The sequence below is a fragment of the Stenotrophomonas rhizophila genome, assembly GCF_020857975.1.
In the GTDB taxonomy this organism is placed as follows: Bacteria; Pseudomonadota; Gammaproteobacteria; order Xanthomonadales; family Xanthomonadaceae; genus Stenotrophomonas; species Stenotrophomonas rhizophila_C.
On record NZ_JACWUO010000004.1, the window covers coordinates 257,146 to 283,146 of the forward strand.

Annotated in this window: 16 protein-coding genes and 3 pseudogenes; 10 read left to right on the forward strand and 9 right to left on the reverse strand. The window is 64.7% G+C overall.

Annotated features, from left to right (window positions below; genetic code table 11):
- The first annotated feature begins 480 nt into the window (after positions 1-480).
- Positions 481-2,642 (forward strand): annotated as a pseudogene (locus IC535_RS06220) (response regulator).
- Positions 2,643-2,697: 55 nt separating this feature from the next.
- On the opposite strand, the gene IC535_RS06225 reads toward IC535_RS06220, so the two are convergent.
- The 4 genes from IC535_RS06225 to bamE form a co-directional block, all read right to left on the reverse strand.
- On the reverse strand, positions 2,698-3,567 hold the full coding sequence (locus IC535_RS06225; RefSeq protein ID WP_228884944.1) for a crotonase/enoyl-CoA hydratase family protein: 870 nt from the start codon (positions 3,565-3,567) through the stop codon (positions 2,698-2,700).
- Positions 3,568-3,775: 208 nt separating this feature from the next.
- Positions 3,776-5,452, reverse strand: a complete 1,677-nt coding sequence (locus IC535_RS06230) for a long-chain fatty acid--CoA ligase (protein WP_228884943.1) — start codon at positions 5,450-5,452, stop codon at positions 3,776-3,778.
- Positions 5,453-5,779: 327 nt separating this feature from the next.
- Entirely contained in the window at positions 5,780-8,533 is a 2,754-nt protein-coding gene (acnA, locus tag IC535_RS06235) for an aconitate hydratase AcnA (protein ID WP_228884941.1), read from the reverse strand.
- Between the two features lie 238 nt (positions 8,534-8,771).
- Positions 8,772-9,152 carry an outer membrane protein assembly factor BamE domain-containing protein gene (gene bamE / locus IC535_RS06240; protein ID WP_228884940.1) on the reverse strand — a complete coding sequence of 127 codons (381 nt, stop codon included), beginning with the start codon at positions 9,150-9,152 and terminating at the stop codon, positions 8,772-8,774.
- 196 nt (positions 9,153-9,348) lie between these two features.
- On the opposite strand from bamE, the gene IC535_RS06245 reads away from it, so the two are divergent.
- From IC535_RS06245 to IC535_RS06285, 9 genes and pseudogenes are all read left to right on the forward strand, one after another.
- Entirely contained in the window at positions 9,349-9,573 is a 225-nt protein-coding gene (locus tag IC535_RS06245) for an AbrB/MazE/SpoVT family DNA-binding domain-containing protein (RefSeq protein ID WP_228884937.1), read from the forward strand.
- Positions 9,574-9,580: 7 nt separating this feature from the next.
- Positions 9,581-9,979 (forward strand): type II toxin-antitoxin system VapC family toxin, encoded by a 399-nt coding sequence (locus tag IC535_RS06250; protein ID WP_228884936.1) that lies wholly within the window; start codon positions 9,581-9,583, stop codon positions 9,977-9,979.
- A 61-nt stretch (positions 9,980-10,040) separates the two neighbouring features.
- Positions 10,041-12,626 carry a bifunctional aconitate hydratase 2/2-methylisocitrate dehydratase gene (gene acnB, locus IC535_RS06255; protein WP_228884934.1) on the forward strand — a complete coding sequence of 862 codons (2,586 nt, stop codon included), beginning with the start codon at positions 10,041-10,043 and terminating at the stop codon, positions 12,624-12,626.
- A gap of 211 nt (positions 12,627-12,837) precedes the next feature.
- The gene (locus tag IC535_RS18775; protein WP_228884930.1) at positions 12,838-18,093 is read left to right on the forward strand and encodes an RHS repeat protein; all 5,256 of its coding nucleotides are present in this window, start codon (positions 12,838-12,840) and stop codon (positions 18,091-18,093) included.
- Positions 18,094-18,104: 11 nt separating this feature from the next.
- Positions 18,105-19,046: an RHS repeat domain-containing protein gene (locus IC535_RS06265; protein WP_228884928.1), complete on the forward strand. Its 942-nt coding sequence runs from the start codon at positions 18,105-18,107 to the stop codon at positions 19,044-19,046.
- Positions 19,046-19,393 (forward strand): DUF6984 family protein, encoded by a 348-nt coding sequence (locus IC535_RS06270; RefSeq protein ID WP_228884926.1) that lies wholly within the window; start codon positions 19,046-19,048, stop codon positions 19,391-19,393. Before IC535_RS06265 ends, IC535_RS06270 begins: the two co-directional genes overlap by 1 nt.
- 179 nt (positions 19,394-19,572) lie before the next feature.
- Positions 19,573-19,683: pseudogene (locus IC535_RS06275) on the forward strand (transposase); the annotation flags it as partial.
- A 56-nt stretch (positions 19,684-19,739) separates the two neighbouring features.
- Complete coding sequence (locus IC535_RS06280) at positions 19,740-20,054, forward strand: DUF1153 domain-containing protein (protein WP_324250473.1); 315 nt, start codon at positions 19,740-19,742, stop codon at positions 20,052-20,054.
- On the forward strand, positions 20,054-20,878 hold the full coding sequence (locus IC535_RS06285; protein ID WP_228884922.1) for an IS3 family transposase: 825 nt from the start codon (positions 20,054-20,056) through the stop codon (positions 20,876-20,878). The genes IC535_RS06280 and IC535_RS06285 overlap by 1 nt, the downstream gene beginning before the upstream one ends.
- Positions 20,879-21,212: 334 nt before the next feature.
- Here the strand turns inward: IC535_RS06285 and IC535_RS06290 are convergent, their stop codons facing one another.
- The 5 genes and pseudogenes from IC535_RS06290 to IC535_RS06310 form a co-directional block, all read right to left on the reverse strand.
- Positions 21,213-22,958, reverse strand: coding sequence for a hypothetical protein (locus IC535_RS06290; RefSeq protein WP_228884920.1), 1,746 nt, complete (start codon positions 22,956-22,958; stop codon positions 21,213-21,215).
- Between the two features lie 97 nt (positions 22,959-23,055).
- Positions 23,056-24,126: a protein-glutamate methylesterase/protein-glutamine glutaminase gene (locus IC535_RS06295; protein ID WP_228884918.1), complete on the reverse strand. Its 1,071-nt coding sequence runs from the start codon at positions 24,124-24,126 to the stop codon at positions 23,056-23,058.
- Entirely contained in the window at positions 24,123-24,719 is a 597-nt protein-coding gene (gene cheD, locus IC535_RS06300; RefSeq protein ID WP_228884916.1) for a chemoreceptor glutamine deamidase CheD, read from the reverse strand. The genes IC535_RS06295 and cheD overlap by 4 nt, the downstream gene beginning before the upstream one ends.
- Complete coding sequence (locus IC535_RS06305; RefSeq protein WP_228884915.1) at positions 24,716-25,582, reverse strand: CheR family methyltransferase; 867 nt, start codon at positions 25,580-25,582, stop codon at positions 24,716-24,718. The genes cheD and IC535_RS06305 overlap by 4 nt, the downstream gene beginning before the upstream one ends.
- Positions 25,583-25,641: 59 nt before the next feature.
- Positions 25,642-26,001 (reverse strand): annotated as a pseudogene (locus IC535_RS06310) (methyl-accepting chemotaxis protein); the annotation flags it as partial.

Genomic DNA, 26,001 nt, shown 5'->3' on the forward strand with positions numbered 1-26,001 from the left:
CAGGTGATCGTGCGGATGGCCCTGATCACGCTGATCCTGGTGTATGTGCTGCTGTCCGGCGCCCGCCAGCACCTGCTGGAGCAATACCAGGGAGTGCTGGCCACCACCCTGACCGGGCTGGCGATGTCGCTGCTGCTGTTTGCCTGGTTGCTGTGGCGGCCGCAGCGCTCGCATCCGCGCCGGGTGGTGGGCATGCTGTCCGACTACGGCCTGATTGCGTTGGGCATGATCCAGATGGGCGAGCCGCTGGCCTGGGTGTATGCGGTGGTGATGTGGGTGACGGTGGGCAACGGGCTGCGCTATGGCAACCGGTACCTGGCCGGCGCCATCGCCTTGGCCCTGCTCGGGTTTGGTACCACCGTACTGCTGACGCCTTACTGGATGGACAATGCCAGGCTGGCCTTCTTCCTGTGGCTGGGGCTGGCGGCGGTGCCGCTGTGCTGTTCGACCCTGCTGCGCCGACGCACCCAGGTGCCGACCATGCATGACACCGCAAAGGTGAAACCGGCCCATCTACTGGCCCGCTTCAGGCAGCGCCTGGCCGGCCGGCCCGACAGCGAGCACGCGCAGAACCTGATCCGCATCGCGATCACTTCGCTGTTCATCATTTACCTGGGCTGGCGCTACCTGGAAACCGACGGCGACACGCTGCTGGCGACCTGGCTGATCCTGGCCTTCGAGCTGATCATTTCGGCCGGGCTGCTGGTCGGCATCCTGGTCCGGCCGGGGGTGTCGCATGTGCGCCGGGTGATCGGCATGCTGACCGACTACTCCTGCATGGGCGTGATCATGACCATCCAGGGCGAGCCGGCCGCGCGGTCTGCCTGTGGGTCACCATCGGCAACGGCATGCGCTATGGCAGCACCTACCTGCGCGTGGCCACCGCGATGGGCTGCCTGGCCTTCCTGTGCACGGTGACCCTGTCGCCGTACTGGCAGCAGCACAGCTACCTGGGCTGGGGCCTGTTGCTGGGGCTGGGCGCCATCCCGCTGTACTTCGATTCGCTGCTGCACGCGCTGACCCGGGCGGTGGCCGAAGCGCGCCAGGCCAACGAGGCCAAGAGCCGTTTCCTGGCCAACATGAGCCATGAGTTCCGCACCCCCCTCAATGGCCTGGCCGGCATGACCGAGGTGCTGGCCACCACGCGCCTGGACGAGGAACAGCGCGAGTGCCTGAACACCATCCAGGCCTCGGCGCGCAGCCTGCTGGCGCTGGTGGAGGAAGTGTTGGACATCTCGGCGATCGAGGCCGGCAAGGTGCGGGTGGAGCGCCATGAATTCGCGCTGGCCGATGTGCTGCAGGCGATCAACCTGATCCTCACCCCGCAGGCGCGGAGCAAGGCGCTGGAATACCGGGTGATGGTCGATGAGCAGGTGCCGCCGCGGTTGAGCGGCGATGCCGGCCATCTGCAGCAGATCCTGTTGAACCTGATGGGCAATGCGGTCAAGTTCACCGATGCCGGCTTCGTGCACCTGCAGGTATCGGTGCTGGACGGGCCGGTCGGCGAGGGCGGACGGGCGACCCTGCGTTTCGAGGTGCGCGACAGCGGCATCGGCGTGCCGGCGGCGTTGCGCGAGCGGCTGTTCGAGGCCTTCGAGCAGGCCGATGTGGGCCTGGCCCGTCGCCACGAGGGCACCGGCCTTGGCACCTCGATCGCCAAGGGGCTGGTCGAGGCGATGGGCGGGCGCATCGGCTACCTGGCCAACGCGCCGCGCGGCAGTGTGTTCTGGGTGGAAATCGCGCTGGATGTGGCCTCGGCCCCGGCCCTGGGCGCCGAGTCGGCCGAAGGCGGCAACGTGATCGCCTTCTCCAACCCGTTCCTGCGCCACCGCGCGCGGGTGCGCAGCCTGCGGGTGCTGGTGGCCGACGACCATGAAGCCAACCGCATGGTGCTGCAGCGCCTGCTGGAGAAAGCCGGGCACAAGGTGTTCTGCGTCAACGGCGGCGAGCAGGTGCTGGACCTGATGGAGCAGGCCGACTTCGATACGGCCATCGTGGACCTGCACATGCCCGGCATGAGCGGCCTGGACCTGCTCAAGCAGCTGCGGGTGATGCAGGCCAGCGGCATGCCGTACATGCCGGTGATGGTGCTCAGTGCCGATGTCACCCCCGACTCGATCCTGCGCTGCGAGCAGGCCGGTGCGCGGGCCTTCCTGGCCAAGCCGGTGGTGGCCACGCGGTTGCTCGACGTGCTGGCCGATATCGCGGCCAACATCCGCCCGGAGGCCGGCATCCAGGCCGTATCCGCGGCACCGATGGCAGCCGGCGCGCTGGATCCTGCGGTGCTCGACGAGCTGGCCGCGCTGGGCATGGGCGAGGGCTTCGAACAGCAGTTCATTGCCCAGTGCCTGAGCGATGTGGACGGTTGCATGAGCCGCATCCAGCACAGTGGCGATCAGCAATCCTGGGACCAGTTGCGCGAGCATGCCCACGCGTTGCGCGGGGTGGCCAGCAACCTGGGGCTGGTACAGGTGGCCACGGCCGGCGGCGAGTTGATGCGCATGGCGGACTGGCAGCTGAAGGCCGAATGGAGCCTGCGGCTGTCCAACCTGGCCAATGCGCTGCGCCAGGCCAGAAAGGCACTCGACGCCCGTGCTGCCGCGCTGCGGCAACACGGCGGCGACGAGTGCACTCCGTCCTGACCCCTGCCGCCTGAACGCGCCTGTTGGAACCGGTCGTGCCGCACATGGCCACAGCTCAGCGGGCGTCGCCGCTGCGCCGGCCCTGCGCGCGCACCAGCCGGTCCATGGTCCGCAACGACTTTTCGCCCAGCTGCATGGCGGTATCGACCCAGATCTCGGTGATCCGCATCATCTCGTGCAGCGGCACCATGCTGGACACCTCGGACACCTCGCGCATCGCCGCCCAGGCATGCGGAATGCGCCTGCTGTCCTTGATTACCCGCTCGACCGCGGCCACGCCTTCGCCGGCCGGCACCACCACATCGACCAGGCCCATTTCCTTGAGCTGGTGGGCGGTGTACAGGTTGCCGTCGAGCATGATCTTCTCGGCCAGGCGCGGACTGACCCGCTGGCACATGAAGGAGTAGGCGCCCATGCCGGGGAACAGGTCGAACAGCACCTCCGGCAGACCCATCAGCACGCCTTCCTCGGCCACGATGGTGTGGCAGCTCAACGCCGCCTCGAAGCCACCGCCCAGTGCATTGCCCTGGACCAGGGCGATGCTGTGGGCGCGCACGCCCAGCCCGGCGTGGAAGGCATGCACGCCGCGCACGCAGCGCTGCGCATAGTCGAGCAGGCGCGCGCGGTCGCCCTCGCGGATCAGCCGGCAGAACAGCTCCAGGTCGCCGCCCAGGTTGAACACGTCGCTGTCCGAGGCCAGCACCACGTGCGGGGACAGCGCGTGGGAAATGCGCAGCCGTTCGCCCAGTTCGCGCTGGTAGCCCACGATGTCGTCCACCAGCTGCGAGGCGAAGCAGGGCCGGCCGGGCTGGCCGGCCAGGTTGGCGTGCATGTGAATCCAGTACACCTCGCGCTGCGGCTCTTCGGTGATGCGCAGGGTGGGGTGGGGTTGTGGGCGGGGGGCAAAGGGATGGACAGCAGACATGGGTGTTCTCCGTAAGACCGTCCGGCCGACCGCAATGCGGACGGAGAATGAAGGGGGCGAGCAGAACCTGCGGCGGCGAGTGATTCTATGCGCGTGCCGTGAACCCCCCGCAAGCGCCCCCCGGGCCGCCGGGGCCGGGGCGGCCCCAACGCAAAGGCCCCCGCCGTCGCCGGCAGGGGCCCAATGCCCATCCAGTACCCGCAAACCCTTACGGGGCGGGGCTGTCGCGCAGTTCGCGGCGCAGGATCTTGCCGACGTTGGTCTTCGGCAGCTCCTTCCGGAATTCCACGATCCTGGGGTGCTTGTAGCCGGTCAGGTTGGCCCGGGCATGCTCCTTGACCATCTCCACGGTCAGGTTGGGGTCCTTCTTGACGATGACCACCTTGACCACCTCGCCGGACTTTTCATCGGGCACCCCGACCGCGGCCACTTCCAGCACGCCGGGCATCATCGCGATCACGTCCTCGATCTCGTTGGGGTACACGTTGAAGCCGGACACCAGGATCATGTCCTTCTTGCGGTCGACGATGTAGAAGAAGCCGTGCTCGTCCATCCGCGCCATGTCGCCGGTGTGCAGCCAGCCCTCGGCGTCGATCGCCTGGGCGGTATCCTCCGGGCGTTGCCAGTAGCCCTTCATCACCTGCGGGCCCTTGATGCACAGTTCGCCGACCTCGCCACTGGCCAGGGTCACGCCGTTGTCGTCCTTCACGCAGGCATCGGTGGAGGGAATCGGCAGGCCGATCGCGCCGTTGTACTCGGCCAGGTCGAGTGGGTTGATGCAGGCCGCCGGCGAGGTTTCGGTCAGACCGTAGGCTTCCACCAGGGTCACCCCGGTCACCTTCTTCCAGCGTTCGGCCACAGCGCGCTGCACCGCCATGCCGCCGCCCAGGGTGACCTTCAGCGAGGAGAAGTCCACCTCGTCGAAGCCCGGCGTGTTGAGCAGGCCGTTGAACAGCGTGTTGACCCCGGTGATGGCGGTGAAGCGGGTCGCCTTGAGTTCCTTGACGAAGCCCTTCATGTCGCGCGGGTTGGTGATCAGGTGGTTGCAGCCACCGAACTTCATGAAGACCAGCCCGTTGGCCGTCAATGCGAAGATGTGGTACAGCGGCAGGGCGGTGATGATCCACTCCTTGCCCGGCTCGACCCCCGAGGCGGAGATCCACGCCGAGGCCTGCTGCATGTTGGCGATCAGGTTGCGGTTGGTCAGCATCGCGCCCTTGGCCACGCCGGTGGTGCCGCCGGTGTACTGCAGGAAGGCGACGTCGTCGTGGTCGATTTCGACCGTGGGCAGGGTATGGGCGCTGCCCAGCTTCAGGGCCTGCCTGAAGCGGACCGCGCCGCGCAGGCTGTAGTTGGGCACCATCTTCTTGATGTACTTCAGCACGAAGTTCACCACCACGCCCTTGGCGCCGAGCATGTCGCCCAGGCCGGTGGTGATCACCTGCTTGATCTGCGTGTCGGCGATGACCTGCTGCACGGTGTCGCCGAAGTTGTCGACCACCACCAGCACCGCCGCGCCCGAATCGACCAGCTGGTGGCGCAGTTCGCGTGCGGTGTACAGCGGGTTGACGTTGACCACGGTCAGCCCGGCGCGCAGCACGCCGAAGGTAGCCACCGGGTACTGCAGGCAGTTGGGCATCATCAGCGCGACGCGGTCGCCCTTCTTGAGCTGCAGCTCGCCCAGCAGGTAGGCGGCGAACTGTTCGACCAGGGCGTCGGTTTCCCCGTAGGTGAGCACCTTGCCGAAACTGGAGTAGGCGGGGCGGTCGCGGTATTTGGCCACCGAGGTATCGAACACGGCCGAGACCGAGTGGAACTCGTTGACGTCGATCTCGGCAGGCACGCCGGTGGGATAGCTCTGCAGCCAGGGACGTTCCAGACTCATATTCCCCCTCCAGGAATCATGGGTGGTGTGGTGCGATGACCGCCAGTATCGGCGGTTTCATTCCTCCGCAGCATACCGTTCCGAATGGGAAACGCGAAGGTCTGGTGAAAAAGGGCTGTACGTCGCGTCGACGCGGCCAGGGGAACCCGCCACCGGTTGACGTGTCTGGCCCTGCAGGCCGCGGATCGGGTGCATTGCGGGGGTGTGATAGGGGCCACGGCTTGCCCACCTCGGTCCCCCTCCCGGCAACACCCAGCCCCGGCCGCTGCGCGGTCACCCCCTTAGGGGTGACCGGCCAATGCAGCGGCGGCCGGGGACGGCGGGTGCCTACTTTGCCGCCAACTGGCGCAATACGTATTGCAGCAGGCCGCCGTGCTTGAAGTACTCCACTTCCTTGGGCGTGAGCAGCATGACGTGGGCCTGGAAGGAGGTGGCGGTGCCGTCGGCCCGGGTGGCGGTGAGGGTGGCGGTCTTGCTGGCGCCGTCGTCCAGGCCGGTGACATCGATCGTTTCCGAACCGTCCAGGCCCAGGCTCTGGGCATTCTCGCCGGCCTTGAACTGCAGCGGCAGCACGCCCATGCCGACCAGGTTGGAGCGGTGGATGCGCTCGAAGCTTTCGGCGATCACCGCCTTGACGCCCAGCAGGTTGGTGCCCTTGGCCGCCCAGTCGCGCGAGGAGCCGGTACCGTATTCCTTGCCGGCGAACACCACCAGCGGCACGCCCTCGGCCTTGTAGCGCATGGCCGCGTCGTAGATCGCCAGCTTCTCCGGCTGCCCGCCGGCCTTGGGGAAGTACAGCGTGTTGCCGCCTTCCTCGCCGCCGAACATCAGGTTCTTGATGCGGATGTTGGCGAAGGTGCCGCGGACCATGACGTCATCATTGCCGCGGCGGCTGCCGTAGCTGTTGAAGTCGGCCGGTTGCACGCCGCGTTCCTGCAGGAAGCGGCCGGCCGGGGAATCCTTCTTGATGTTGCCGGCCGGGGAGATGTGGTCGGTGGTGATCGAATCGCCGAACAGGCCCATCACCCGCGCGCCGTGCACGTCTTCGATATGGCCGACCTGCATGGTCATGCCGTCGAAGTAGGGCGGGTTCTTGATATAGGTCGAGTTGCCGTCCCAGTCGTACAGGTCGCCGTCGGGCGACTGGATGGTGTTCCAGCGGGTATCGCCCTTGAACACATCGGCGTAGTTCTGCTTGAACATCTCCGGGCCGATGGTGGCGGCGATCACATCGCCGATTTCCTTGTTGCTGGGCCAGATGTCGCGCAGGTACACCGGCTGGCCATCGCTGCCGGTGCCCAGCGGTTCGGTGGTCAGGTCGATGTCGGCGGTGCCGGCGATCGCATAGGCCACCACCAGCGGCGGGCTGGCCAGGTAGTTCATCTTCACTTCCGGGTGCACGCGGCCTTCGAAGTTGCGGTTGCCCGACAGCACCGAGGTCACCACCAGGTCGCCGCTGGCGATGCCGGCGCTGACTTCGGTGGGCAGCGGGCCGGAGTTGCCGATGCAGGTGGTGCAGCCGTAGCCGACCACGTAGAAGCCGATCTTCTCCAGTTCGGTGAGTACACCGGCCTTCTCGAGATAGTCGGTGACCACTCGCGAGCCCGGCCCGAGCGAGGTCTTGACCCACGGCTTGCGGTCCAGGCCGCGGGCGGCGGCGTTGCGCGCCAGCAGGCCGGCACCGATCATCACCGCCGGGTTGGAGGTGTTGGTGCACGAGGTGATCGCGGCGATCACCACCGCACCGTCCTTGAGCCGGAACTTCTTTCCATCCATCTCGACGTCGGCATAGCCCTTGGCCAGCTGTTCGTTGCCCACCGCCGCGCCACCGCCTTCGTTGACGAAGGTGGACACCGCTTCATTGCGCTTGTCGCGCTGGGTGGTCAGCCCGCCGAGGTTGTCGCGGTAGTTCTGCTTGACGTCTTCGAGCAGCACGCGGTCCTGCGGGCGCTTGGGGCCGGCCAGCGACGGCTTGACCGTGCCCATGTCCAGTTCCAGCGTGGCGCTGTAGCTGGCGTGCGCGGTCTGCGCGTCGTGCCACAGGCCCTGGGCCTTGGCATAGGCTTCCACCAGCGCGATCTGCGCTTCGCTGCGCCCGGACAGGCGCAGGTAGGTCAGCGATTCGTGATCGATCGGGAAGATGCCGCAGGTGGCGCCGTACTCGGGGGCCATGTTGCCAATCGTGGCGCGGTCGGCCAGCGGCAGGTGCTGCAGGCCTTCGCCGAAGAACTCGACGAACTTGCCGACCACGCCGTGGCTGCGCAGCATCTGGGTGACGGTCAGCACCAGGTCGGTGGCGGTGGCGCCTTCGGGCATGCGGCCGGTCAGCTTGAAGCCGACCACCTGCGGGATCAGCATCGAGGACGGCTGGCCGAGCATGGCCGCCTCCGCTTCGATGCCGCCCACGCCCCAGCCGAGCACGCCGATGCCGTTGATCATGGTGGTGTGGCTGTCGGTACCGAACACGGTGTCAGGGTAGGCCACCGGTGTGCCGTCCTTCTCGGCCGTCATCACCACCCGGGCCAGGTTCTCAAGGTTGACCTGGTGGACGATGCCGGTATTGGGCGGCACCACCTTGAAGTTGTCGAACGCTTTCTGGCCCCAGCGCAGGAAGCCATAGCGTTCCTGGTTGCGCTGGAACTCGATCTTGCCGTTGAGGTCCAGCGCGTCGGGCGTGCCGAACACATCCACCTGCACCGAGTGGTCGATCACCAGTTCGGAGGGGATCTGCGGGTTGATCTGCTCGGGACGGCCGCCCAGCTTGACCACCGCATCGCGCATGGCGGCCAGGTCGACCACGCAGGGCACGCCGGTGAAGTCCTGCAGCACCACCCGGGCGGGCATGAAGGCGATCTCGGTGTCCGGCTCGGCCTTCGGGTTCCAGCGGGCGACCGCTTCGATGTGATCGCGGCCGACGGTGACCCCGCCGTCCTCGTGCCGGAGCAGGTTCTCCAGCAGGATCTTCATCGAATAGGGCAGGTGGGAAATATCGAACTGCTGGCCCAGCTTGGGCAGACTGAAGTAGTCGTAGGTGGTACCGGCAACGTCCAGCTGGCTGCGGGTGGAGAATGAATCGCTCATGCGGGGTGACTCCTGTTGCGGATGGCTTGCGTTGGCCCGCCCGTGGCAGGCCTGCTTGCGTGTGTCGGCGGCCGTGCAGGCCCCGGTCCGCAACGAGTATGCGCGATCCGTGGCCCGGCCGTGGCCGGCCTGGGACAGAACGCAAGGTTACACAGATGCATGTAGCGCCGATGTCAGCACCGGCCGTAAACGCCGACGGGGCGCCCTGGGCGCCCCGTCGGGGAAGTGCGGACGGCGCTTACTTGCCGTTGGCAGCGTCGAGCAGCGGGTTACCGGTCTTGGCGCCGCCGGTACCGTTGCTCTTGGACTTGGCGGTCAGCACGCCGCTCTTGTTGAACTCGAATACGGTCGATTCGTTGATGTTCTTGCCGAAGCTCTTGATCTTGGTGAAGTCGTAATACCAGACCTGGGTGTCGCCGAGCTGCTCGCGACGGTTCGGCGCGCCGAAGGCTTCGCTCACCTGCTTCTGGGTGGTTTTGCCGATTTCAGCGGCGTCCATCTGGGCCGGAGTGATTTCGGTGCCGGTGACATAGGCGCCGAATGGATTGAAGGCATGGACGGCCGGCGCTGCCAGGGCAAGCGGGGCGGTGAGCAGCAGGGCGAGGGCAAGACGGCGCATCGGGAGAGTTCCTTTTCTGGACGATGGATGAAGACAGGCAGCACAGCGGTGCTTCCTGCTCCGGGCGACAAAGGTTGTCACCTGTTCAGTCTAGCCCGGCCACCTCCCCGCCAGGCGCGGCGACGGTCACAGAAGCGTGGATTGCCCTCCAGCGGCCAGGTATGTACAATTCATGCATACTTTTTGAGGCGTACCCATGGAAGCCACCGTTGCAGAACGCGGACAGATCACCCTGCCCAAGGCGGTCCGGGATGCGCTGGGCCTGACCAAGGGCACCTTGTTGAAAGTCGAGCTGGACGGCAGCCGGATCATCCTGCGCAAGAGCGTGGACGATGCCATCTCGCGCGCCCGCGGCAAGTTCGCGCTGGACGGCTTCGATTCGGCCCAGGCCGCGGTCGATGCGGTGCGCGACGCCGAATGAGCGCGCGATGATCGCCGTCGATTCCCCGGTCCTGATCGAACTGCTCAGCAACGGCCCGCAGGCCGACGCGGTGGAAGCCTGCCTGCGCCAGAGCCTGGTCGGCGGGCGCGTGGTGGTGTGCGCGGTGACCCTGGCCGAAATCTGCGCGTCGCTGCACGGCGGCGCCGAGGTGCTCGAAGCGCTGGAAGAAATGGGCATCCACTTCAGCCCGCTGGAAGCCAAGTCCGCCCTGCGCGCCGGCGAGATGCATCGTCGCCACCGCCAGCGCGGCGGCGGCCGGCGCGGCATCGACGAATTCATGGTCGGCTCGCACGCACTGCTGCAGTGCGATGGCCTGATCACCTGGAACGACACCTTTTACCGCGACTACTTCAAGGGCCTGAAGCTGATCGTGCCGCAAGCCTGAGCCCATTGTTCAACCGTAGTATTCAACCGAAGTTTCTTCAAAGAATTTCCCGGGAGTTGTCATGTTGGAAGCCTACCGCCACCACGTAGCCGAGCGCGCCGCGCTGGGCATCCCGCCGCTGCCGCTGAGCGCCCAGCAGACGGCCGAGGTCATCGAACTGCTGAAGAACCCGCCGGTCGGCGAGGCCGAGTTCCTGCTCGACCTGCTGACCCAGCGCGTTCCGGCCGGCGTCGATGACGCCGCCAAGGTCAAGGCCTCCTACCTGGCCGCGATCGCCTTCGGCAGCGAAACCAACCCGCTGATCAGCCGTGAGCGCGCCACCGAACTGCTGGGCACCATGCTCGGCGGTTACAACGTCGCCCCGCTGGTCCAGCTGCTGGACGACGCCACCGTCGGCGCGATCGCCGCCGAGGCGCTGAAGAAGACCCTGCTGGTGTTCGATGCCTTCCATGACGTGCAGGAAAAGGCCAAGGCCGGCAATGCCAACGCCCAGGGCGTGCTGCGCAGCTGGGCCGATGCGGAGTGGTTCACCAGCCGCCCGCAGGTGCCCGAGAGCCTGACCATCACCGTGCTCAAGGTGACCGGCGAAACCAACACCGACGACCTGTCGCCGGCCCCGGACGCCACCACCCGCCCGGACATCCCGCTGCACGCGCTGGCGATGCTGAAGAACAAGCGCGATGGCATCGAGCCGGAAGAAGACGGCAAGCGCGGCCCGGTCAAGTTCATCGAATCGCTGAAGGACAAGGGCCACCTGGTGGCCTATGTGGGCGACGTGGTCGGCACCGGTTCCAGCCGCAAGTCGGCCACCAACTCGGTGCTGTGGTTCACCGGCGAGGACATTCCGTTCATCCCGAACAAGCGCTTCGGCGGCGTGTGCCTGGGTTCGAAGATCGCCCCGATCTTCTACAACACGATGGAAGATGCCGGCGCGCTGCCGATCGAACTGGACGTCACCCAGATGAACATGGGCGATGTGATCGAGCTGCGCCCGTACGACGGCAAGGCCCTGAAGGACGGCGCGGTCATCGCCGAATTCAAGGTCAAGTCCGACGTGCTGTTCGACGAAGTGCGCGCCGGTGGCCGCATTCCGCTGATCATCGGCCGCGGCCTGACCGCCAAGGCGCGTGAAGCGCTGGGCCTGGCCCCGACCGACCTGTTCCGCCTGCCGATGGACCCGCCCGATACCGGCAAGGGCTTCTCGCTGGCGCAGAAGATGGTCGGCCGCGCCTGTGGCCTGCCCGAAGGCCAGGGCATGCGCCCGGGCACCTACTGCGAACCGAAGATGACCTCGGTGGGCTCGCAGGACACCACCGGCCCGATGACCCGCGACGAACTGAAGGACCTGGCCTGCCTGGGCTTCTCGGCCGACCTGGTGATGCAGTCGTTCTGCCACACCGCGGCGTACCCGAAGCCGGTGGACGTCAAGACCCACCACACCCTGCCGGAGTTCATCTCCACCCGTGGCGGCATCTCGCTGCGCCCGGGCGACGGCGTGATCCACAGCTGGCTCAACCGCATGCTGCTGCCCGACACCGTCGGCACCGGCGGCGACTCGCATACCCGTTTCCCGGTGGGCATTTCGTTCCCGGCCGGCTCGGGCCTGGTCGCCTTCGCCGCGGCCACCGGCGTGATGCCGCTGGACATGCCCGAATCGGTGCTGGTCCGCTTCAAGGGCAAGATGCAGCCCGGCGTGACCCTGCGTGACCTGGTCAACGCGATCCCGCTGTATGCGATCAAGTCCGGCTTGCTGACCGTGGCCAAGGCCGGCAAGAAGAACATCTTCTCCGGCCGCATCCTGGAAATCGAAGGTCTGCCGGAGCTGAAGGTCGAGCAGGCCTTCGAACTGTCCGATGCCTCGGCCGAACGTTCGGCTGCCGGTTGCTCGGTGCACCTGAACAAGGAGCCGATCATCGAGTACCTGACCAGCAACATCACGCTGCTGAAGTGGATGATTGCCGAGGGTTACCAGGACGCCCGTTCGCTGGCGCGCCGCATCGAGAAGATGGAAGCCTGGCTGGCCAACCCGGAACTGCTGGCACCGGATGCCGATGCCGAATACGCCGCCGTCATCGAGATCGACCTGGCCGACATCCATGAGCCGATCGTGGCCTGCCCGAACGACCCGGACGACGTCAAGACGCTGTCCGAGGTTGCCGGGGCGGCGATCGATGAAGTGTTCATCGGTTCGTGCATGACCAACATCGGTCACTTCCGCGCGGCGGCCAAGCTGCTGGAAGGCAAGCGCGACATCCCGACCAAGCTGTGGGTTGCCCCGCCGACCAAGATGGATGCCTCCGAGCTGACCAAGGAAGGCCACTACGGCACCTTCGGCACGGCCGGGGCGCGCATGGAAATGCCGGGCTGCTCGCTGTGCATGGGCAACCAGGCGCAGGTGCGCGAGGGCGCCACGGTGTTCTCCACCTCCACCCGCAACTTCCCCAACCGCCTGGGGCGCAACTCGAACGTGTACCTGGGTTCGGCCGAGCTGGCCGCGATCTGCTCGCGTCTGGGCCGCATCCCGACCAAGGAAGAGTACATGGCCGACATCGGGGTGCTCGATGCCAGCAGCAAGGACATCTACCGCTACATGAACTTCGACCAGATCGAGGACTACCAGGACGTGGCCGATACGGTTGCTGCCTGAGACCTGATCGGTTGATGGGTTGAACGAAAAACCCCCGGCGCAGGCCGGGGGTTTTTTGTTTCATCTATGGTGGGCGGTCTGATGTCGCTGAGCGCGCTACTTCTTTCTAGGGGGCGCGTTCATTGATAGACTGAGGCAATTCAAGAACGCATGGACGCGTCGTTTGCTGATGGCAGCACGAGCGCATGCGGTCAAAAGGAGAGGTCCGCGCGTGCAAGCACGAATTTGGCGACTGCGTATCGCGGTTGTGGCGGTGGTGGGTGCGGCCGTTCTGCCCGCAACAGCGGTTGAACCGTACCAGGAATACCGGAAACTCGTTGAGTCGGCTCAGAATCTCACGGCACTGCAGGACGATCTGTTTGGCGAGAAGGTCAATCTCTATACCGGGAAGACCCAGTTCTTAGCCACCGATATCGATTTGCCTGGCAACAACAGCCTACCTGTCAGGCTGACTCGTCGCTTCAGCGTTGAGGTTGACCTGGTAGGAACCCCGGCAAGCTTCAATGCCAACATTGATGGGGTGGGCGGCTGGGAAGTAGACGTGCCCCATATATCGGGTACGTTCGGAGGCGCCGGCTCATGGCCTGACACCCGATGCTCCGTGTCAATGGCTCCAACTTACAACATAGCATTCAAGCTCACCGACATATGGCAAGGCAATACTATCCACATACCGGATGGTGGTGACCGGGTCATGCTGCTTGCGGAGGCAAACACCCCTCGTCCTAACGACGGGGTGGCGCGAAAGTGGTCAACCTCCCAACGGGATGCCATTGACTGCATTCCGATGCGATCGGGCTTGACCGGCGAAGGATATCGTGTTGGTACGACGGAGGGCCTTTCTTACTACTTTGATACCTCGACAACCCGTTATGCAGGCACGTTGGAGAAGTCTCTAGGAGGAGCATCGCGAGCAAGATCCTCACGCGAGCGCATTTATCTGTTGGCGACCCGAGTGGAGGATCGGTTTGGGAACTGGGTTCAGTATGCTTACAACGGAGACGGACGACCCGTACGCGTTTGGTCAAGCGACGGTCGCGAGATCAACTTGGTGTACAACGGCAATCTCCTCGCAACTGCATCCGCTGCAGGGCGGACGTGGTCGTATTCTCACGGGCAAGTGGATGGGGCTGATCGGCTCGCCGCGGTTGTACGGCCCGATGGGAGCCGTTGGACATACAGCTATTCGAGTGCTCTGCGTGTCTCCTCGCCCTTCTGGGATGGCAACACACGCCCAGGATGTGGGGAGCAACCGCCAGAGTTGAATGCCACGCTGAAAATGATCATTGGGCACCCATCTGGCGCAGTGGGCGAATTCAATCTTCGCAACGCACGTCACTATCGGAGTGGAATACACGCATCCGAGTGCTCGCGAAAGACTGCGAACAATGGCTCGTATTACTACGAACTGGCTACACCCAACTTCTTTGATGTGGTCTCGTTGTTCTCCAAGACGATCACTGGCCCGGGAATCAATGCGCCATTGAGATGGTCCTACGGCTACGATAGTGGCTATCAAGCGCTCTGGGGGAATCCTGACACGGGTGGCGTGTATCCGTGCACGACGTGCAAGAGCGAGAAGACTGTCAGTGTCACCAATCCGGATGGCTCGTCCGTTCGCTATCGATACGGATCGCAGTACGCGCTGAATGAAGGCCGCCTTCTGGGATCCAGCAATTTGGATGCAGCTGGCAGCGTCCTTAGGTCGAACTCCAGTTTGTACATGACCAGTAACGAAGTGGCGAACCAGCCTTTCGCACCGCGCTTTGGCATTATCTGGAACGGTGAGGACCCAAGCACAGCAGAGGTGCGCCCCGTTGTGGTGGAGGCCATTGAGCAGGATGGAGTGAGCTATCAAACCAGCATGCTTGCCTTCGATGACATGGCCCGTCCTACTCGTGTGAACCAGTCGAGCCCCACCGGCTTCCGTACAGATGTGACGGAGTTTCAGGATGAGCGTGGCCGCTGGATTCTGGGCAGCGTGGCAAAAGTGATCAATGCGGAGACTGGCGTTACAGTCGAGCAAACGCAGTACGACGAATTAATGCGTCCTATGCAGGTGCTGAAGTATGGGAAGGTGGCGCAGAGGCTCACGTGGAACGGCGACGGTACTGTAGCTGCGGTGATCGACGGCAACGGAAACGTGACAAACGTTTCCGGGTGGAAGCGGGGCATTCCACAATCGATTGGTTTTGCCGACGGCACCAGTCGCTCTGCGCTGGTGGACGACAATGGCTGGCTGACCAGTGTCACTGATGAAGTCGGTACTCAGATAGGTTATGAGTACGATCCGATGGGGCGAGTTTCGGGTATCAACTGGCCGACTGGCGACACGACCGCGTGGGCAAAGACAACGCAGTCGTTCGAGCAGGTTGCGGGAACCGAACATGGAATCGGGGCAGGGCATTGGCGGCAGACCACGGCAACGGGGAACGCGCGGAAGTACGTGTATTTCGATGCGTTCTGGCGGCCATTGGTCACCGAGGAGTATGACGCCGCACAACAGGGTGCTACCCAGCGGTTCCAGCGGTTCGCCTACGATGAGGCGGGGCGTCAGGCCTTCGCATCGCAGCCGTCGACCTCGCCGGCAGTCAGTGTTGGCGTGTGGACGACGTACGACGCGTTGGGGCGTGCGCGATCCGCTTCGGTGGACAGCGAACAGGGCCTGCTGACCACACTGACCGACTATCTGGCTGGCGGCCAGGTGCGTATCACCAACCCGCGCGGCCAAAGCACGACGACGCGCTTCCAGGCCTTCGGTGGACCTTCGACCGATGCGCCGCTGAGCATCGCTCACCCTGAGGGAGTGGTGACCGAGATTGAGCGGGACGTGTTCGGCAAACCACGCAGCATCACCCGCCGCAGCCAGGATGGAAGCACGCGCCTGACGCGGAGTTATGTGTACGACGGCAATCAGTTGCTGTGCAAGAGCGTCGAACCTGAGACTGGTTCCACGTTGATGGCCTACGACGGGGCTGGGAACCTTGCGTGGAGTGCGGCAGGCTTGGACCTGCCTGCGACGGACAGCTGCGACGCCGGCGCTGCCGCGGCGACTGCCCGACAGGTGATCCGCAGGTATGACGCGCGGAATCGGGTAACAAACCTGCACTTTCCAGACATCAATGGCGACCAGAACTGGGAGTACACGCCGGATGGCAAGCCGCTCAAGGTCTACACGCTGAGTGAAGGCGGAACATCGCATGCCGCCAACTCCTATATCTACAACAAGCGTGGATTGATCAGTGCAGAGTACGTCGGCGAGATGACGATCGGCTCGGAGGTCATCCAGTATGCGTACGACCCAGGTGGGGCACTGGCATCGATCACCTATCCCAGCGGCCGCCAGGTTGATTACGCGCCCAATGCCCTTGGACAGGCAACCAAGGCAGGGTCGTATGCTTCAAACGTCCAGTACTACCCCAACGGTGGCATGAAGCAGTTCACCTATGGCAATGGTCTGGTCCACTCGATGGCACAGAACGCCCGGCAGCTTCCGGCGCGCGTGACCGACGGCGGCGGGGCACTGGATACCACGTATGAGTACGACGCCAATGGCAACGTGGGCAGAATCGTGGACCATCTTGATGCCGACCGCACGCGGACGATGGCCTATGACGGGCTCGACCGTCTGGTGAGCGCTGATTCTCCCTCGTTCGGTGGAGATGGCGCGTTCCGCTACACCTACGATGCATTGGACAACATCCGGTCGGCTCGGCTGGGTGGCGTGAAGGACCATGGCTACTGGTACGACGCGCGCAATCGCATGACGAACGTGCAGAACAGCGGTGGCGCAACGACCATCGCCCTGGACTATGACGTGCAGGGGAACATGGTCAAGCGCAACGGCGCTGCCTTCGTGTTCGACTTCGGCAACCGGCTGCTTCAGGCGACCGGCGCCGAGAGTTATCGTTATGACATGCATGGGCGCCGCCTGCTGCAGTTGGCGACGGATGGATCCGCGTCGATCTGGTCGTTCTACGGCAGTGATGGCCTGCTTAAGCGACAGCGCAACTACCGTGCGGGGACAAGTGTCGAGTATGTTCACTTGAATGGCAGCCTGGTGGCGGAGGCCACGCAATACATTGCCCCCGCCGTGCCGACCATTACCGTGCCGGCCTTCAGCGGAACGGGCGCGTTTGAGGTGTCCTGGACGGCAGCGGCTACGGCAGATAGTTACGAGCTTCGCGAGCAGATCGACTCAGCTCCTGCGACCGATGTCTTTTCAGGCGCCGGGCGAAGTTGGTCCACCTCAGCCAGGCCGGGCGGTACCTATGCTTATACCGTTCGGGCTTGCCTCCAGATGGTCTGCGGCGCTTGGAGTGCGCCGGCCAGGGTCGCGGTTCAACTTCCTCCGGCCACGGCACCTCAGGTCTTTGTGCCTGGTGTTTCCGGAGGCGGAACGATCGCACTCAGCTGGACTGCCGTGGCGGGAGCTTCCAATTACTGCGTGACCGAGCAGATCGGTACCGGTGCGTCGGCTTCGCTCCAGTGCGTGCCCGGCCAGACGCTGACCCTCACTGCGAGGCCTGCCGGTTCCTACAACTATGGTGTGCATGGCTGCAATGCAGCAGGGTGCGGGCCTAGCAGCATGGCGTCCACTACTGTGGTCTATGCACCAGGCTCCGCGCCAGTACTATCCGTTCCGACCACGAGCCTTGGCGGTACTTACACGGTGAGCTGGGCGCCGGTATCCGGGGCGGAGGTGTACGGGTTGGAAGAGAGCGTCAATGGAGGTGGTTGGGCGCTGGTCGTGTCCCACGGGTCAACATCCCAGGCGTTCGGAAACAAGCCGACGGGCAACTATGCCTATCGCGTCCGCGCAGGAAATGCCGCAGGGTGGGGGGCATACTCGGCTGAAGGCGCGGTGATGGTCATTCAACCGCCCACAGCGCCCTCCCTCAGCGCACCGGGAAGCAGTTCCAACGGCAGCATTACCGTGAGCTGGACCCCTGTTCCTATGGCGGTCAGCTATTTGCTTGAGCAGAGCGTCGATGGTGGCGCGTGGACCGGTGTCCAGCACGACGGATCAACCCAAGCCACGCGCACTGGACTAGGATTTGCCACGTATCTGTACCAAGTCAAGGCATGCAATGAGGCGGGCTGTAGTGGCTATTCCAATACGGCCAGCGTGGTGTCGACGCCGCCACCGGCGACGCCCCAGATCACGTACTCGTTGCAGACCCGTTGGCGGATCGCACGCCTTTACAAACAGCGCTGCGATATGAAGTGGTCTACCAGCGTCGGTGCAACCTCGTACCAGTTGCAGGTTCCGGGTGGAAATCTTCAGTACGACGGCCCTGCAACCTCTGTCTCCTCACCTCGGGACTCATCCAACTATTGCGCGCCAATCCATGTGATCCGGGCATGCAATGCAAGCGGCTGTTCGGCGTGGTCCGATCCGCCAACGCCTCAGCCAATCAACGATCTTGGCGACCTGGATGAGGACGGCGGCGGGGTGCCGCGATGATTGGCCTGCGCATGAAGATGAGGATCGACATGGTGATGCGTTGTGCTTCAAGTGTTTTCCTTGCGCTGGCATCCTTCGCCGCAAGTGGCCAGGAGGTAGTGCGCTACGTCCATACCGATGCACTGGGCTCTCCAGTAGCGGAGAGTGACGAGGCCGGAACGATCGTAGCTCGCTTCGCGTATGAACCCTATGGCGGCTCAATTGGACAGGGACTAGAGGATGCGCCCGGGTACACGGGGCACGTTTCGGATGCATCTACCGGGTTGACGTACATGCAGCAGCGATACTATGACCCTGATGTGGCGGTATTCCTCTCAGTAGATCCGGTCACAGCAACCTCTGATCCGATAGATATGTTCAATCGCTATCGATACGCTGATGGAAATCCGTATCGATTCATCGATCCTGATGGTAGGCAGGCATGCGGGAAAGATACTACTTGCCAGTTGGCGCAAGGTGCTGCCGGTACAACTGTGGGGAATGTTCCCCAAGCGCCGAGTGATGGTGCGAGAAAAGTATCATCAGCACCATCCTCCTCCAATCGATGGAGTGATATAAAAGGACGGCTTGGGCTGAACGGAGACCTGACCAAGAACGGAAACATCTTCGACGTCGAGTCGTTATTTCATGATGTCTTCTATCCCGCGATGAACTCCCCAGGTGGCCCGGCGCTTAAAGTCGCGGGATTGGGTGTTATGGCGGTTGTCATTCGGTCCGAAGCCCAAGTCGTCTTCAGGACGGGGCACTATGCGAGCCGCCTGGAATCGGTTGGGTTGAACGTCGCCCGGACAGAGGCCATCATTGGACGAGAGGTGGCTAGAGTACGACCCAACATGGCGGTCGGTGCGGATGTGACAGGAAGAATTCGCGTTAATGGAGTTGTTGTTGAATACAGGATGCGAGCACTCCCCAATGGGGGGGTTAATGTTGGAACTATATTTCCGGTAAAGTGATGATGCGAAAAATATCTGAACTCGAGCGAATTTTGATTGAGGGCGTTTCGGAGAAAATGTCTCCCGGTGATGCTTCGAAATTGCTTGCGGATATGGTGGTCGCCTCAGCAACAGATGTGAGCCTGGATGGCTCAAGGGTAATTTTCTCCCTTGAGGGGTATGAGTCGCCGGTGTACGACGGGCAGCATCAGTTTCCTGTTGAGATCAGGCTGCTTGATTCGGATGCTGGTGAATTAACTGCTGTTTTGTATGCGGATAGCAATGGTCGGCTATATGAGTTAGAGCTGATTCGGTGGGATGGTAAACCGCTGGTGTCTCCGGATTTGGCTACATTGAAGTTCTATTAGGAATAACTCTGATCAATTCCTTTCGGTCAGTGACGGAAAGAGGTTTTCGATCCTGTACGCGACATTGAATTCTTCAGTATCAAAACTTGGGAGCTCATACCCAGCGATTGGGTAATCCCCCCGCAGGTTAGCCGCAGCCAGAAGTGGAATTTTCTCGTAACCTAACCCGAGGAGATCCCATGAAGAAGTCACGATTCACCGACAGTCAGATCATCGCCGTACTCAAGCAGGCCGAGGCCGGGACGCCTGTCCCTGACCTTTGTCGGCAGAATGGCATCAGCTCAGCGACGTTGTAATGACCCACTGATTTCCTGCTCAGGTGTTATTTTCCCCGAAGGAGACACCGATTAGCGAAGTGATGGAAGAAGAGATCAAGCGTTGGACGGCCCGGCGCAAGTCCGCCCTGGTCCTTGAGATCATCCAAGGCAAGACGACCGTGGCCGCTGCGAGCCGCCAATTCGACCTGACGCCGGCAGAGATCGAGGGCTGGGTGGACGATGGCAAGCGCGGCATGGAGAACGCCCTGCGGGCCAAGCCTGAGGACGTACGCGAGCAGTACGAGCGCCAGCTGAAGGATCTGCAGGAGGCCTATGGCGAGGCGATGCTGGAGATCCGCGCACGAAAAAAGCTGGCCTCCCTGCTGGGCAAGGACGAGAGCTGATGCTCTCGATCCAGCAGGGACTCAAAGGCGAAGGTTGCGCCGTGTCGATGGCCAAGCTGTGCCAGTGGTTTGGCGTGGCTCGTCGTAGCATGTATTACAAGCCGACGAAGGCGCCGGCGCGAGTGAAACCCGAGTTGGCCGAGCCGATCAAAAACATGATCGAAGCTGAGCCGTCGTTCGGCTACAGGACCGTGGCCGCCCTGCTGGGCATGAACAAGAACACGGTACAGCGGATATTCCAGCTCAAGGGCTGGCAGGTGCGCAAGCGACCGCTTGGGCAGCGCCCGCGGATCGAGGCCAAAGTATCGCGGGCAGAGTTGCCTGATCAACGCTGGGCGACGGATCTGTGCCGCGTATGGGGCGACAAGGATGGCTGGCTGAGCCTGGCGCTGGTGATCGACTGCAGCACACGCCAACTGCTGGGCTGGCACCTGTCGCGCACTGGCAGGGCGAGTACGGCATCCGCTGCGCTGGAGCAGGCGTTGATCACCCGTTTCGGCACGCTGGGACGGGTGCAGAAGTCGTTTCTTCTGCGCTCGGACAACGGCTTGGTCTTCACCAGCCGTGACTACACACGCCTGGTGCGCAGCTATGGGCTGCAGCAGGAGTTCATTACCCCGCACTGCCCGCAACAGAACGGCATGGTGGAGCGCGTGATCCGCACATTGAAGGAACAGTGCGTGCATCGCCATCGCTTCGAAAGCCAGACGCACGCCCTGAGGGTCATTGCGGACTGGATCACGTTCTACAACGGCCAGCGACCACACCAGGCGCTGAAAATGATGACCCCCGACGCCGCCTATGCCGCTACATTAACCGCATGACCTGAGCAGAAAGCGGTAGGTCATTACACAGGCGCCCGCCCAGGAAGCCCACATCCCGCCGGCTGCCGACGACATCCAGCTCGAACCACGGTAGGCCGTCGCGCTTGCGCGGGCGGACGTACAGGTGCTGTCTGGCGCGGTCGAACTCGACGTAGCACTGCCGGTAGGGAAGGTTGTGGTCCGCCGCTGGCGCGCCCGTCCAGACCACGTGGGTCGATCGCGGTGACCGCCGGGTTGCGGCACAAGCTCTGGTGGATACCCCGATGGTTGTATTCGGACGGCGTGGGCGGCTGCTCCTGCCAATGGGGTCGGCAGGAGCAGCGCTGGCGGGCGGTCAACGTGGATCGAACGCCGCCCGGGGCAGGCCCTGGCAGTGCCACGTGGCGGCGGCCAGGTCGATGGTAGTGCCGGCGGCAACGCCGCGCCTCTGGTTGACCGTGGCGGCGGTCTCCCACAGGCCAGGCAGGGCCGGGCCCTTGTCCAGCACCATCGCCTCCAGCGGACCATGCAGTGCGCTGGTGTAGTCCAGGTCCGGCACCACTACGCAGACGCGGGTGCCCGGCAGCGTGGCGGTCTGCTGCAGTACCTCGTCGAAGCGGGCCGCGTTGTCCGCAGAGTCGGCGAGCACGTGCAACGTGTCGTCGTCGCCCTGGCCCAGGCTGCGGTAGTGCACGTTGCCCGGTTCGAACAGGAACACGGTCATCTCCACGCGGGCGCGCAGGCTGGCCTGCGAGGGTGCCCTGCAGCTGTTGCGCGGCTGCAGGGTGGGGTTGTGCCGCAGGCTGCCGTCGCTCACGACCTGGGTGCTGAACAGCAGGCACATGCCGCCGCCGATCTTCATGAAGACTTCGTAGTCCGCACCGGGTTCGGGAATGAACTGCAGCGACAGGTCGCTGGCGCAGCGGTAGTCGTTGGTATTCTCTATGCGCGCATCGAAGATCAACGGCCGCCCGCCGGCCACCTCGACCTCCTGGTAGTTGGGCTTGGAGAACGCGAAGCTCTTCATGTTGCGCACGGTGTCGGTCTCGGGCATACCGAGCGAGACGTTGTCCGGGGCGCCGCCAAACACGCTGCCGATGGCCCGGCCCGCCGAACGCACCACCTGGACCTTGCCACTGTACTGCTCGCGGCAGGGCGCATCGGTGAGCATGGTGATGCCCTGGCCATTAGCGCCGAAGATGCGGATGCGCGATTTGGCAACAGCACCGTCGCCTTCCTTCGGGGTGCGGTTGGCGGCGGCCAGCTTGAGCGCAACGGCCTCCTCGTTAGCCACGTCCTGCAGCAGGTTGGGCAACTGCGTGGCGAACAGCTCTGCGCATTGTTCGGCAAGCTGCGTCGATGCGGCCTTGACCTTGGCGTAATCGTCGGCCTGCCATTCTTCAAGCGTGGCCACCTGCGGCGGCGCGGCGCACTTCACGCTGCGACCCGCAGGCCCGCGCAGCACGCCGGCGATGGGGAAGCCGATCGTCAGGTCGTGGCGCAGTTCGTAGGCCGTGGCCCCGGGTGACAGCTTCTGGTAGACCAGCGCCCATTGCGCGGTGCTGGCTTCCAGCACATGGCTTTCGCCCGGAATGGCGCCGGGATGAGCGGCGAAGTAGCCATCCAGCCGGTCGCGCAGCAACCCGGGCAGGATGTCGTGGGCCGGGCTGGGGACGCCGGGGATGCGCTCGCCCTTGAGGTCGTCCTTGGAGAAGGTGTGGGTGGTGCCGGCTCCCCCGAGCGCGCGCAGAGCGAATTCACCCACCTTGAGCGCGGTGACTTTGGCGGTGTCGCTGCGCACGACCAAGCGCAGGCTGCCGTCGTCGTCGGGTTCGCCGCGCATGCCGGTGCCGGCGCGGGCGCGGATGCTGATCTGCCTGCGCCAGTCGATCGCGGTGGCCGGGGCGGCGATCGCGGTGCTGACGCTGGCGTCGGTGCTGCCGGTATCGGCTGCCGCGGCAGCGGCGACGACGGCGTCCGTCGAGTTGCTGTTCGCTGCGGCTGCAACGGCGGGGGCTGCCGGTTCGGCGGCGGTCGCCGGGCCGGCCAGCAACAGGCTGCACAGCAGGGTGGCGGGAAGGGTGTGATGTAGGGCTCTCACGGTGGTGCTCCTTGGAGGTATCCGGGTGGTGCGGTGTTTCGTGCGCAGCTGCAGCCACGTAGGGCGTGGCTCTGCCGGGAGAAGAACGAGGTGCGGGTCAGCTGCGGGCGAGGGCCATCAGGCGCTCGGCGATGCGCTCCAGCGGCACCATTTCCTCGGCGGCGCCGAGCTTGAACGCCGCGCCCGGCATGCCCCAGACCACACTGGTGGCTTCATCCTGCACCAGGGTCGGCGCGCCGGCGTTGCGCAGGTCGAGCAGGCCGCGCGCACCGTCGTCGCCCATGCCGGTGAGGATCGCGCCAATCGCATTGGCTCCTGCGCTTTCGGCCACCGAACGGAACAGCACGTCCACCGCCGGCTTGTGCCGGTTGACCGCCGGGCCGTCGTCGACCCGGCAGCGCCAGCGGGCGCCGTCGCGGATGATCCGCAGGTGCTTGCCGCCCGGCGGCAGGTAGGCGTGGCCCGGCAATACCGCTTCACCATCGCTGGCCTCGCGCACCGACATCGCCGAATGGCGGTCCAGGCGCTCGGCGAACGGGGTGCTGAAGGTGGCGGGCAGGTGCTGGGTCAGAACCACGGCCGGGGCGTCGGCCGGCATGCCTTCGAGCACCACGCGCAGCGCTTCGGTGCCGCCGGCCGAGGCGCCGATGGCGATCAGGCGGTCGGTGGTGCGGAACTGGATGCTGCGCGCCCGCGCTGCCGGCATCGCCGCTTCCAGGGTTATGCGCGGAGCGGGGGGGCGGGCGAGGGTGCGTACCCGCGAGCGGGCGGCCATCTTGACCTTGCCGATGATTTCCTCGGCGTAGGCCTGCAGGCCGCGGGCCACGTCGAATTTCGGCTTGGAGACGAAATCCACCGCGCCCAGTGCCAGCGCCTGCAGGGTGGTGTCGGCGCCGCGCTCGGTCAGCGAGGAGATCATCACCACCGGCAGCGGGTGCAGGCGCATCAGGTTTTCCAGGAACGCCAGCCCGTCCATGCGCGGCATTTCCACGTCCAGGGTGATCACATCCGGCGCCAGGCGCTTGATCTTCTCGCGGGCCAGCAACGGGTCGGCGGCGGTACCGACCACTTCGATGCCGGGATCGCTGTCGAGGATTTCGCTGAGCATCTGCCGGACGACGGCGGAGTCGTCGACGATCAGCACGCGGCAAGGGCCGTTTTGGGTCATTCGAACAACTCCACGCCACCGGTGACCGGGGCCTTGGACAGGCGCGCACGCACCGCCGATTCGGTCGCGGCCACTTCGGCCTCGTGGGCATGCGGCAGGCGCTGGACGACTACCCGGCCGGTGGTGGCGAAGAACCACACCTTGCGCGGATGGATGCCGCACAGGTCTTCGGCCAGCACCGGGATATGCTCGGCCTGCAGGTACTGGCGCACGAACTCGGCGTTGCGGGTACCGACCGGGTTGCTGGTGAAACCCTTGAGTACGTTGGCGCCGCCGAACACCTTGGCTTCCAGGCGCTTGCGGTGGGCGCCGCGCTTGAGCAGGTCGTTGATCAGCAGTTCCATCGCGTAGCTGCCATAGCGCGCCGGTGCGCCGTCGCCGACATTGCCCTCGGGCAGCAGGAAGTGGTTCATGCCGCCAATCTTCAGCACCGGGTCGCGCAGGCAGGCGGCCACGCACGAGCCCAGCGTGGTGGTCAGCGCGGTGTCATCGTCCACCACCAGGTACTGGGTAGGCAGCAGCTTGGCCGCGGTGACCTTGAAGCGGCTGTCGTAGTAGCGCATCACCTCGTCGTTGCGTGCGGCCAGGTTCATGCCGGGGCCCCCGGGGCACGCTTGTACAGGGTGCGCCCGCACGGCTGGATCAGGTCGGCGGCGTGCAGGTAGTTCTCCGAGTGGCCGGTGTAGAGCAGGCCGTCGTTGCCCATGTGCTGGATCAGCCGCGAGAGGATGCCGCGCTGGGTGGGCTTGTCGAAATAGATCATCACGTTGCGGCAGAACAGCGCGTCGAACGGGCCGCCGACGTCGTAGCGGCTGGCCAGCAGGTTGAGCGGGCGGAAATCGATCAGCTCGCGCAGCGCCGGATGGACCCGGCACTGGCCCTCGTTGGGGCCGCTGCCGCGCTGGAAGTAGCGCTTCTTGATCGCCGGGTCGAGCCCGGAGACGCGGTCGATCGCATACATGCCTCGGCTGGCGGTGGCCAGCACCTGGGTGTCCACGTCGGTGGCCAGGATGCGCACCGGCGGCTTGAGCGTGCCGAAGGCCTCGCAGGCGGTGATCGCCATGGAATAGGGTTCTTCGCCGGTGGAGGCCGCGCACGACCACAGCTGCAGGGTGCCGTGGCCGCCGCGCGCGCGCAGTTCGGTATCGAGCTTTTCGAAATGATGCGGTTCGCGGAAGAATGCGGTGAGGTTGGTGGTCAGCGCATTGGTGAAGGCCTGCCATTCCTCGCCGCCGTGCGCTTCGAGCTGGTCCAGGTAGTCGGAGAAATTGCGCAGGCCGAGCGCGCGCAGGCGCCGCGACAGGCGGCCATAGACCATGTCGCGCTTGGCCGGCGCCAGCGAGATGCCGACGCGCTGGTAGATCAGGTCGCAGATGCGGCGGAAATCGCGGTCGGCGAACTCGAATTCGCGGCCATTCTGGGAGGCGGCGGCAGCCGAAACGGGGGGCGTGGACACGGGCGGGCTCGCTGTAGAGGGGCGTTGCGGTGGCCGAGCGGCCACCGCGAAGGATCGGTTCAGAATGCCTGCCACTGGCCGTCGTCGGGCGTGCGGCCCTGCACCGGCGCGGTCGGCGCGTGCCGCGCCGGGCTGGCAGCGCTGCGGGTCGTGCGCGGTGCAGGCACGGCGATGCGTGCGGTGACTGCGCTAACCGCGGCGGCCACCTGGTTGTCCAGGCGGAAGATGGACACCGCATCGGCCAGCTGGGTGGCCTGTTCTTCCATCGAGCGCGCTGCGGCGGTGGCTTCTTCGACCAGGGCGGCGTTCTGCTGGGTGGTCTCGTCCATCTGCATCACGGTTTGGTTGACCTGTTCGATGCCGGCCGACTGTTCCTGCGAGGCCGCCGAGATCTCGGCCATGATGTCGGTCACCCGCTG

Excerpts from the sequence above, each read along its gene's own strand:
- IC535_RS06225 (WP_228884944.1), bottom strand. The coding sequence starts at position 3,567 with ATGTCTGCTGTCCATCCCTTTGCCCCCCGCCCACAACCCCACCCCACC.
- IC535_RS06230 (WP_228884943.1), bottom strand. The coding sequence starts at position 5,452 with ATGAGTCTGGAACGTCCCTGGCTGCAGAGCTATCCCACCGGCGTGCCT.
- acnA (WP_228884941.1), bottom strand. The coding sequence starts at position 8,533 with ATGAGCGATTCATTCTCCACCCGCAGCCAGCTGGACGTTGCCGGTACC.
- bamE (WP_228884940.1), bottom strand. The coding sequence starts at position 9,152 with ATGCGCCGTCTTGCCCTCGCCCTGCTGCTCACCGCCCCGCTTGCCCTG.
- IC535_RS06245 (WP_228884937.1), top strand. The coding sequence starts at position 9,349 with ATGGAAGCCACCGTTGCAGAACGCGGACAGATCACCCTGCCCAAGGCG.
- IC535_RS06250 (WP_228884936.1), top strand. The coding sequence starts at position 9,581 with ATGATCGCCGTCGATTCCCCGGTCCTGATCGAACTGCTCAGCAACGGC.
- acnB (WP_228884934.1), top strand. The coding sequence starts at position 10,041 with ATGTTGGAAGCCTACCGCCACCACGTAGCCGAGCGCGCCGCGCTGGGC.
- IC535_RS06265 (WP_228884928.1), top strand. The coding sequence starts at position 18,105 with ATGAAGATGAGGATCGACATGGTGATGCGTTGTGCTTCAAGTGTTTTC.
- IC535_RS06270 (WP_228884926.1), top strand. The coding sequence starts at position 19,046 with ATGATGCGAAAAATATCTGAACTCGAGCGAATTTTGATTGAGGGCGTT.
- IC535_RS06285 (WP_228884922.1), top strand. The coding sequence starts at position 20,054 with ATGCTCTCGATCCAGCAGGGACTCAAAGGCGAAGGTTGCGCCGTGTCG.
- IC535_RS06295 (WP_228884918.1), bottom strand. The coding sequence starts at position 24,126 with ATGACCCAAAACGGCCCTTGCCGCGTGCTGATCGTCGACGACTCCGCC.
- cheD (WP_228884916.1), bottom strand. The coding sequence starts at position 24,719 with ATGAACCTGGCCGCACGCAACGACGAGGTGATGCGCTACTACGACAGC.